Source organism: bacterium (assembly GCA_030654305.1).
In the GTDB taxonomy this organism is placed as follows: domain Bacteria; phylum Krumholzibacteriota; class Krumholzibacteriia; order LZORAL124-64-63; family LZORAL124-64-63; genus PNOJ01.
Map to the genome: position 1 here is coordinate 1 of JAURXS010000043.1, position 8,692 is coordinate 8,692.

Sequence of the window (8,692 nt, forward strand, 5' to 3'; positions counted from 1 at the left end):
CGTGCGCGAAGGGCACAGTTCGTTCCTGAACACGGACTGGCTGTTCTAGGAGGCAACCCCCGGACCGCCACGTCCGTATCCATGGTCGACGCCCGTCCCGCCCCAGCCAGCAGGAGGCAGACATGGCCGACTTCACACTGACCGCCCGCCAGATCGTCCTGCGCCGCATGCAGGCCGCCGACGCCCCGGTCCTCTACGCCTACCGTTCCCTGCCCGAGGTCGCCCGCTACCAGGATTGGCTGCCCCACGACATCGACGAGGTCCAGGGTCTGTCGCGCTCCCAGGCCGACGTCGAGCCGGGAACGCCCGGCACCTGGTTGCAGCTGATCATCGTCCGGCGCGAGGACGGCGAAGTCGTCGGGGACTGCGGGATCCTCTTCCCGGGCGGCGCGCACGCGAGCCCGGAGCTGGGGATCGCCCTGCGCCCGGACCACCGCAGCCGCGGCTACGCGACCTGCGCCACGCGGCTGATGCTCGAGCACCTGTTCGACGTGCGGAAGGTCCACCGCGTGGTGGCCCGCACCGACCCGCGCAACTTGCCCTCGGTCGCCGTGCTGCAGCGGCTCGGCCTGCGCCAGGAGGCGCACCTGCGCCGCAGCCACTGGCACCGCGGGCAGTGGGTCGACGACGTGATCTTCGCCATGCTGGACGAGGAGTGGGAGCGGGAGCGCAAGCGCCTGCAGGCGCACTGCGAGAACGGCGACGCCTGAGCCGCCGTTCAGCCGAGCGCGATCTCGCGGCCGCCGACCACGACCGCCGCGGCGTCGCGCGGGTGGCAGAGCAGCAGCGCGGCCACGCGGTCGCCGACGCGCTCGTGGGCGAGGTCCCCGAGGTCGAAGAGCGCCAGGTCGCAGGCCTTGCCCGGTTCGAGCGAGCCCAAGTCCCCGCGGCCGAGGCAGGCGGCGCCGCCCAGGGTCGCCATCTCCAGCACTTCCCCGACCGTCATCGCGCCGGCGCCGCCCAGGACGCGGTGCAGCAGCAGGCACTGACGCAGCTCGGCCAGCAGGTGCGACGAGTCGTTGCTCGCCGAGCCGTCCACCGCCAGGCCGACCGGGCAGCCCGCGGCCCGCAGGTCGCGAACGCGGCAGATGCCCGAGCCCAGGCGCATGTTGGAGGTGGGGCAGTGGGCGATCGCCACGCCGGCGCGCCCCAGGCGGGCGATCTCCGCGTCGTCGAACCAGATGCCGTGCGCCAGCCAGACGTCGTCCGCGAGCCAGCCGCAGTCCTCCAGCAGGTCCACCGGGCGCATCCCGTAGGTGGCGGCGCAGTAGTCGTTCTCGTCGCGCGTCTCGGACAGGTGCGTGTGCAGGCGCACGCCGAACCGGCGCGCCAGCGCGGCCGTGTCGCGCATCAGCTCCGGGGTGACCGAGAACGGCGAACACGGAGCCAGCGCGATGCGGGTCATCGCGCCCGGCGCGGGGTCGTGGTGCAGCCGGATGAGCCGCTCGCTGTCGGCCAGGATCGTGTCGTGGTCCTGCACCACCGAGTCGGGCGGCAGGCCGCCGTCCTTGCGCGAGCGCGACATGCTGCCGCGCGTGGGGTGGAAGCGGATGCCGGCCTCGCGGGCCGCCGCGATCGTCACGTCGATCAGCTCCGGCGAGGCGTCGCGCGGGAACAGGTAATGGTGGTCGGTGGTGGTGGTGCAGCCCGAACGCAGCAGCTCGCGGCAGCCGACCAGCGCGCCGCGGTGGAAGTCCTCGTCCGCGAGCCCGGCCCACACCGGGTAGAGCGTCCCGAGCCAGGGGAACAGCTCCGCGTCGATCGCCCCAGGCCAGGCCCGCGTGCGCGTCTGGTAGAGGTGGTGGTGGGTGTTGATCAGGCCCGGCAGCACGACCCGGCCCCGCGCGTCCAGCCGCCGGAACCGCGCGCGCGGTTCGCCGTCGATCATCTCGGGCGCCGGCCCGGCGCCCACCCCGACGATCAGGCCGTCGCGCGCCGCCACCCAGCCGTCGTCCAGGGCGCGGCGGGCCGGATCCATCGTGACCAGGGGATCGGCGTGCTCGAGCAGGAACAGGTCCGGGTCGCGCATGGTCAGCTCCAAGGTTGGGATTGCGGGCCGCTTCGTCTATAATGCCCCGCGGCGGCGGTGCGGGCAACATCCCGCTAGCACGGTTCCTGCACGAACCGGCGACCGGCGCCCGCCGACGCCCGGATCGACCTGGAAAGTGGGCAGCCCGGCGTGGACGTGACCGGATCCGTGGACGGTATTCCCGACGGGAGCCGGGCGGATCCCAACGAAGGAGAACGACGTGCGGAACCTGGTACCGACGAACCCGACCCTGCGGCGGACCGCGCGGCCGGCGCTGGCGATCCTGGCGATGCTCGCGCTGGTGCTGGTCGCCGGCTGCGGCGGCGGCAAGACCGTCACGCGGGTCGAAACCGACACCACCATCGACCTGTCCGGCAACTGGAACGACGCGGACAGCCGCCAGGTCGCCGAGACCCTCATCGCCCAGATCACCGCCGCGCCCTGGGTCGAGAACCACCTGCTGGCCCGCGGCAAGAAGCCCGTGCTCATCGTGGGGCAGATCGCCAACAAGTCGGCCGAGCACATCCCGGTCAAGACCTTCGTGGCCGACGTGGAGCGCTCGTTCATCAACTCGGGACGCGTCACCGTCGTCGCCTCGTCCGAGGAGCGCGAAGGCGTGCGCGACGAGCGCGCCGACCAGCAGCAGTACTCCTCGCCCGAGACCATGAAGGACTGGGGCCGCGAGAAGGGCGCCGACTACATGATGCTCGGGGAGATCAACACGATCATCGACCGCGAGGACGGCGACGAGGTGAAGTACTACCAGGTCGACGTGTACCTCGTGGATCTCGAGGACAACACGAAGGTCTGGGCGGGCGTCGAGAAGATCAAGAAGTACGTCAGCCGCAGCGGTCACAAGCCTTGAGCACCCGTCTCCGCACGTCACCGGCCGGGCAGGCCGCCGTCCGCACGGCGGCCCGCCTGGTCCTCGCCGCGGCGCTGCTCGGCGCCGCCGGCTGCTCGACCTACGCGGACCGTCACGAACGCCTGCGCACCGACCTCGCGGCGGGCCGCTTCGACGAGGCGCTCTCGGGTCTGGACGCGGCTGCGCGCGACCAGGACCGCCTGGCGAACCTGCTGGAGAAGGGCCTGGTCCTGCACTACGCCGATCGCTGGGCCGAGTCCAACGCGGTGTTCGAGGAGGCGGAGCTGCTGGCGGCCGACCTCTACACCAAGAGCGTCAGCGAAGCCGTCCTGTCCCTGGTCACCAACGACGGCGCCATCGCCTACCGCGCCGCCCCCTTCGAGATGGCGATGGTGCCCTACTACCGCGCGCTGAACTACGTCTACCTGGGCGACCGCGAGGAGGCCGTGGTCGAGGCCCGCAAGGCCGAGCTGCACCTGCGCGAGTACGCGGAAATCGCCCGCGCGCTGCGCGACGGAGGGGAGGACGGCGAGGCCGGCGCCGAGGCCCTGAACAATGATGTTCTGGACAACGACGCCTTCCTGCACTACCTGCGGGCCATGCTGCTGGACTGGGGCGGCGAGACCAACGACGCCTTCATCGCCTACCGGCAGGCCGCGCAGGCTTACCGCGACAGCGAGGGTCTGCTGGCGGTGGCCACGCCGCCCTGGCTCGGCGCCGACCTGCTGCGCACCGGGACCGCGCTGGGTTTCGCGGCCGAGCTGGACGAACTGCGGACGCAGCTGCCGGAGCTGCTGCCGGCGTCGCCGCCCCCGGCCGGCACCGGCGAGGTCGTGCTCTTCCTGGAGACGGGGTTCGCGCCGCGCCGGATCTCACGGGCGGCCGACGTGCCGATCTTCAAGAGCGACGGCCGCCGCGACGACCGCGACGCCTGGGGCCTTTCGCTGCGGCACCGTTACGAGTACGGCTGGGACCGCGACCAGAAGATCGACTACTGGCTACGCTTCGCCCTGCCCGAGCTGGTGGACGAGCCGTCGGCGGTCGCTGGCGCCCGCGTGTCGGTCGGGACGATCGGCGGCCGGACGCGAGCCGTGCCCGTGGAGGACGTCGCCGGCAGGTCGCGGCAGTACTTCCAGGACGCCCAGGGCAGGATCGTGCTGAAGACCATCGTGCGCGCGCTGGCCAAGTACGCCGCGAAGGAGCAGGCCGAGGGCCAGGGCCAGGTCGCCGGCCTGCTGGTCAACCTGCTGGGCGCGGCCACCGAGCAGGCCGACACGCGCAACTGGCTGACGCTGCCCCGCGGCATCGCCATGGCCCGCCTCGCGCTGCCTCCCGGCACGCACGACCTGCGCGTGGACCTGGTCGACGCGCAGGACCGCCGGCTGGAGACGCGCGAGATCGCCGGCGTGGCCGTCGTCGAGGGCGGTTGGACCTTCCTGAGCCGCCGGATCTTCTGAACCCTACCGCACCAGGGTGAGCTTGCGCTCGGCGGACGCCCCGTCCGGCCCGCGCAGGCGCGCCAGGTACAGCCCGCTGGGCAGGCCGCGGCCGGCGTCGTCGTCGCCCTGCCAGACGACCTCGTGCGCGCCCGCCGCCGCCGGGCCCGCCAGCAGCGTGCGCACGCGCCTTCCCTGCAGATCGTAGATCGCGAGTTCGACCCGGCCTTCCCGCTGGAGGTCGAAGCGCACCGTCGTGCGCGGGTTAAAGGGGTTCGGCCAGCCGGCCAGCCGCGCGCCCGCCGCCGCGGGTGGACCGTCGTCGACGCCCGTCGTCATGCCGATCGCGAGCGTCGCGTGCACGGGCCGCGGTCCGGCGGGATCGTTCGAGATCAGGGTGATCACGTCGTAGTACAGGCCGGTGGCGAGGCCCGTCGCGTCGAACATCGCCCGCAGCGTGAGGGAGTCGCCGGGCGCGACGACGCCCGTGCGCGGCGAGACGGCCAGCCAGCCCGCTGTCCAGGCGACGTCCTGCAGGAGCAGGGGCAACGGTCCGTCGTTGTGGATCACGAAGGATTCGACCCCCACGCGAGGCAGCGCGGCCAGGGCCGCCGGCAGGTCCAGCAGGCCGGCGCCGGACTGGTTGTCGCGGCCGGCGGTCCCGAGGTCGCGGGCCGAGGCTTCGAGGGCTTCGGCCAGCTGCGCCGGGGTGGCGCCGGGGGAGGCCTGCAGGCAGATCGCCGCGGCGCCTGCCACCAGCGGCGTTGCCATGCTGGTGCCCGAGTAGGCGGCATAGCTTCCCGTGCCGATCGTCGACGTGATGCCGTCGCCGGGCGCCGCGAGGTCGGGCTTGGTCAGGCCGGGCGGGTAGGGGTAGTCGCCGTAACCGGCGGCCGTCAGGTTCCAGACCGTGGGCCCGACGCTGGAGTAGGCCCAGACCGCGTCGGCCGACGTCGTCGCGCCGACGGTGATCACCGCGGAGTGCCCGCCCGCGCCGTACCAGGGATCGGGGCAGTCGCCTGGCGAGCTGATGTCCTGCGGCACCGCGTAGTGGCCGCCGTAGTTGTCGCCGTTGCCGGCGGCGCAGAACCAGGGGATGCCCATCGCCAGCAGGATCTCGGCGTTGGCCCGGTTGCCTTCCTTCAAGTCGGCGGGCGGGTCGCCCCAGCCGGCGCTCATCGTGAACAGGTCCACCGGCCCGTGGTCGAGGCCGAACTGCATCGCCTCGATGAGGTCGGCGTAGGAGCCGGGCACCGCGCGCAGCGCCATCAGCGTGGCGCCGGGCGCGGCGCCGGTGCGCGTGCCCAGCGCGCCGTCGCCCACGACCAGGCCGGCGGTGTGCGTGCCGTGGTTGATGGTCGGGTCGCCCTCGACCGGATCGTCGTCGTCGTCCACCGAGTCCCAGCCGTGGTGCGGCCACGCTGCGCCGCCGTCCCACATGTGGCCCGCCAGGTCGGGGTGGGTGTAGCCGACGCCGGTGTCGACGTGGCCGACGAGCACGCCCGCGCCGTCGTAGCCCGCCGCCCAGGCCGCGTCGGCGCCGATGCGGGGCAGGTGCCAGGCGAGCGCCTGTGGGACCGCGGACGGGAGATCGCCGACCGACGAGGTTGCGGCGGCCGGCCCGCCGAAGGCTTCGCTCGGCCGGTCGTCCAGCCAGACGCGCCCGACCGCCGGGTGCGCCGCCAGCCGCCGGGCCGCTTCCGGCGTCGCCCGCAGGGACAGGGCGCCCGCGAGCCACAGTTCGACCGGTTCGCCGGCGAGGCCTTCGCCGCGCAGGTCCTTCAGCAGGGATTCCAGTTCGGCGCGCGAACGCGCCAGGTTCGTCCGCAGGGCCGCGGCGACCGTGTCGCGGCGCTGCGACTTGCCGGCGCCGCCGAGGTCTTCGCCGAGGGCGGCGTCGAGGCCGGCGCTCAGGGCGGCGGCGTCGACCCGCCGCGCGGGGACGACCACGAGCAGGACCGTGCCGTCCGGCGCGGCGGATGCCGCCGTCGCGAGGCGCTCGTCGAGCACCGGCAGGTGGATATCCAGGCGGGTCGGCGGGGAGGCGACGAGCGCGCGCGTCGCCGCCGCCCTCGACTCCGCCACGTCGTGGCGGATGTGGTCCGGTTCGACGCGCAGGCTCGGGTCGCCCTCGAGCCAGGTCCAGGTCCTCAGCACGGTGTTGTCGGTCTCGTCGTCCTCGGGCACCGCGTTCAGCGGGTCCAGGACCACGGAGATCTCGTGGGGGCCGGCGCCGAGCGTCAGCTCGTGGTCCTCGACCGCGGCGTAGGTGGCGGCCGGCAGCCCGCCCTGGATCTGCCAGGCGGCCGCGACCGCGCCGTCGACCCGCAACCGCACCAGGACGTCGGCCGTGGCGTCGGCCAGGCCGGCGTTGGTCACCGCGAAGCTCACGTAGGCGGGACGGTCGGCGGCGAACCAGCCGACCGTGCGCTCGCCGGGGACCAGGCCGCCCACCAGGGAGCCGCCCCAGCCCGTCGGCGTGAACTCCGCGAGGTTCGGCCGCACCGCGCGGTCGGCGGCGTAGACGTTGAGCCCCTGCGTCGGGTAGTCGCGCCGGTCGATCCAGGCGGCGTGCAGGCGGCCCGCGCCGGCGGCGCCCGACAGGTAGTGGAACTGGGGCTCGGCGTGGTTCTGGTCGCTGACGGTCTCGATGTCGCCCCAGTTGTCCGGGTGGCCGCGCCCGCCGGCCTGGCGCGCCGCGACGTCGAACTCGTCGCCGCCGGGCGGCGCGTCCAGCCACAGCGCGCCCACGATGCCGTCGCGCGCGTAGACGGTCGGGCCGACGCTCTCGTACTCGTCGGCGACGATCTCGTAGGGGCCGTAGAACGTCGCGCCCGCGTCCCAGGAGAAGCTGTAGATGACGTCGCCGTCGAGGTTGCCCAGCCCGTCGTCGTAGTCGTGCTGGTAGACGACGAAGACGTCGCCCCCCTGGCAGGCGACCTGCGGGAAGCCGCAGCCGTTCGCCGTCCACGACGACAGGTCGGTGATGTCGTTGAAGCCGCCGCTGACGGCGTCGCTGCTGACCAGGATGCGCGGCAGGCCCGAGCCCGGGTCGACTTCGGCGTTGACCAGGTGGACGAGCCCGTCGTCCAGCGCGCAGTCCGGCCACAGGTCGGGGTAGCCGTCGGGCGCCAGGGCGTCGTAGGAGACCGTCGTGCCGGCGTTGGTGGAGTACATCCAGATCAGCGTCCACTCCCACTGGTAGAGGTCCCAGTTGATCTCCTGGTAGGCGGCCGCGATGAAGAGGGTCGCGAAGTCGCCGGCGCCGCTGACCGCGAGGCTCGGCGTGGCGTTGGTCGAGTCGGTGAACAGGCCGCGCACCGCCGACCAGGCGGCGGGGTTGTCGCCGGCGCTCGAGCGCACGCGCAGGATGTAGCCGTCGAGCCGCAGCCAGACCACGTGCAGGAAGCCGGCGCCGTCGATGGCGATCTCGGGCATCGTCTCGTCCTGGCTGAACGAGGGCAGGTCCCAGCCGGTCCAGGTCAGGCCGCCGTCCTGGCTGCGTGCGATGTGGAGGTCGCGGTCGACGCCGCCGAGGTCCTTGGCCTCGAACACGGCGTAGAGCCAGCCGGTGACCGGGCTGACGGCCAGCGAGACGTAGCCGTCGTCCATGCTGGTCGGGTTGGCCAGCAGGCGGTCCGTGGACCAGGGCGCGTCCTTGTCGCCGCCGCGGGGGTCGGGAGCGGCGAGCTTAAGGGAACGTCCCGGCGCCAGGTCGCGCAGCCCGTCCAGCGGGAAGTCCGCCGGCAGGATCGACTCGCCCTTCGCCGATCGGCGCACCACGGCGCCGCCGGTCGCGTCGGCCGTCAGGTCCACGTCGGGGAACTCGGGTCGCTGCGCCTTCCCGATCTGGGAGGGGGAGGTCCTGGTCGTCCGGACCGCGGCCGCGGCCGACGGCAGGCGAGGGTTCGTGCTCGTGTCCCTCGCGCCCGGCACCTGCGGTCGGGCTGCCAATGTCCGCTGGGACGGGTCGTCCGCCCACGAACCGGTCGTGGTGCACGTCAGGAGCAACGCCAGGACAGCAAGGGCGCGACGACGCATGGACGGCAGCCTCCCGCTCGGGTGATAGCGATATAATATTATATCAAATATAATGACATAATATCTATAGTTGTGTTGGCCGATTAGGCTGGCTGACAGATTATCATGTTGATATATAAGATCTTAAGAGAATATCGCATTTAGGCGGCTCGGACCAGCTAGTCGGAAAAGTGGCGGGGTAGGAAGATCCCGGCCGAAACGCCCGGCACCAGCTTTCCGTCGCGCACCACCTGCTCCCCGCGCCGCCAGACGTCGACGATCCGCCCGCACCAGTCGTCGCCCGTCCACAACGAGGGGTCGGGGTGCCCGTCGATGGGCAGG

5 protein-coding genes are annotated in these 8,692 nt (G+C 72.8%); 3 read left to right on the plus strand and 2 right to left on the minus strand.

Translation table 11 applies throughout. The features are described 5' to 3' along the window. The first annotated feature begins 122 nt into the window (after positions 1–122). On the plus strand, positions 123–710 hold the full coding sequence (locus Q7W29_01000) for a GNAT family protein (protein ID MDO9170393.1): 588 nt from the start codon (positions 123–125) through the stop codon (positions 708–710). Between the two features lie 8 nt (positions 711–718). Here the strand turns inward: Q7W29_01000 and Q7W29_01005 are convergent, their stop codons facing one another. Beyond that, positions 719–2,029, minus strand: a complete 1,311-nt coding sequence (locus Q7W29_01005; GenBank protein MDO9170394.1) for an 8-oxoguanine deaminase — start codon at positions 2,027–2,029, stop codon at positions 719–721. A 220-nt stretch (positions 2,030–2,249) separates the two neighbouring features. On the opposite strand from Q7W29_01005, the gene Q7W29_01010 reads away from it, so the two are divergent. Both Q7W29_01010 and Q7W29_01015 read left to right on the plus strand, forming a co-directional pair. After that, positions 2,250–2,894: a penicillin-binding protein activator LpoB gene (locus tag Q7W29_01010; protein ID MDO9170395.1), complete on the plus strand. Its 645-nt coding sequence runs from the start codon at positions 2,250–2,252 to the stop codon at positions 2,892–2,894. Further along, complete coding sequence (locus Q7W29_01015) at positions 2,891–4,351, plus strand: hypothetical protein (GenBank protein ID MDO9170396.1); 1,461 nt, start codon at positions 2,891–2,893, stop codon at positions 4,349–4,351. Before Q7W29_01010 ends, Q7W29_01015 begins: the two co-directional genes overlap by 4 nt. Before the next feature lie 3 nt (positions 4,352–4,354). On the opposite strand, the gene Q7W29_01020 is transcribed toward Q7W29_01015, so the two are convergent. After that, entirely contained in the window at positions 4,355–8,146 is a 3,792-nt protein-coding gene (locus tag Q7W29_01020; GenBank protein MDO9170397.1) for a S8 family serine peptidase, read from the minus strand. Positions 8,147–8,692 lie beyond the last annotated feature (546 nt).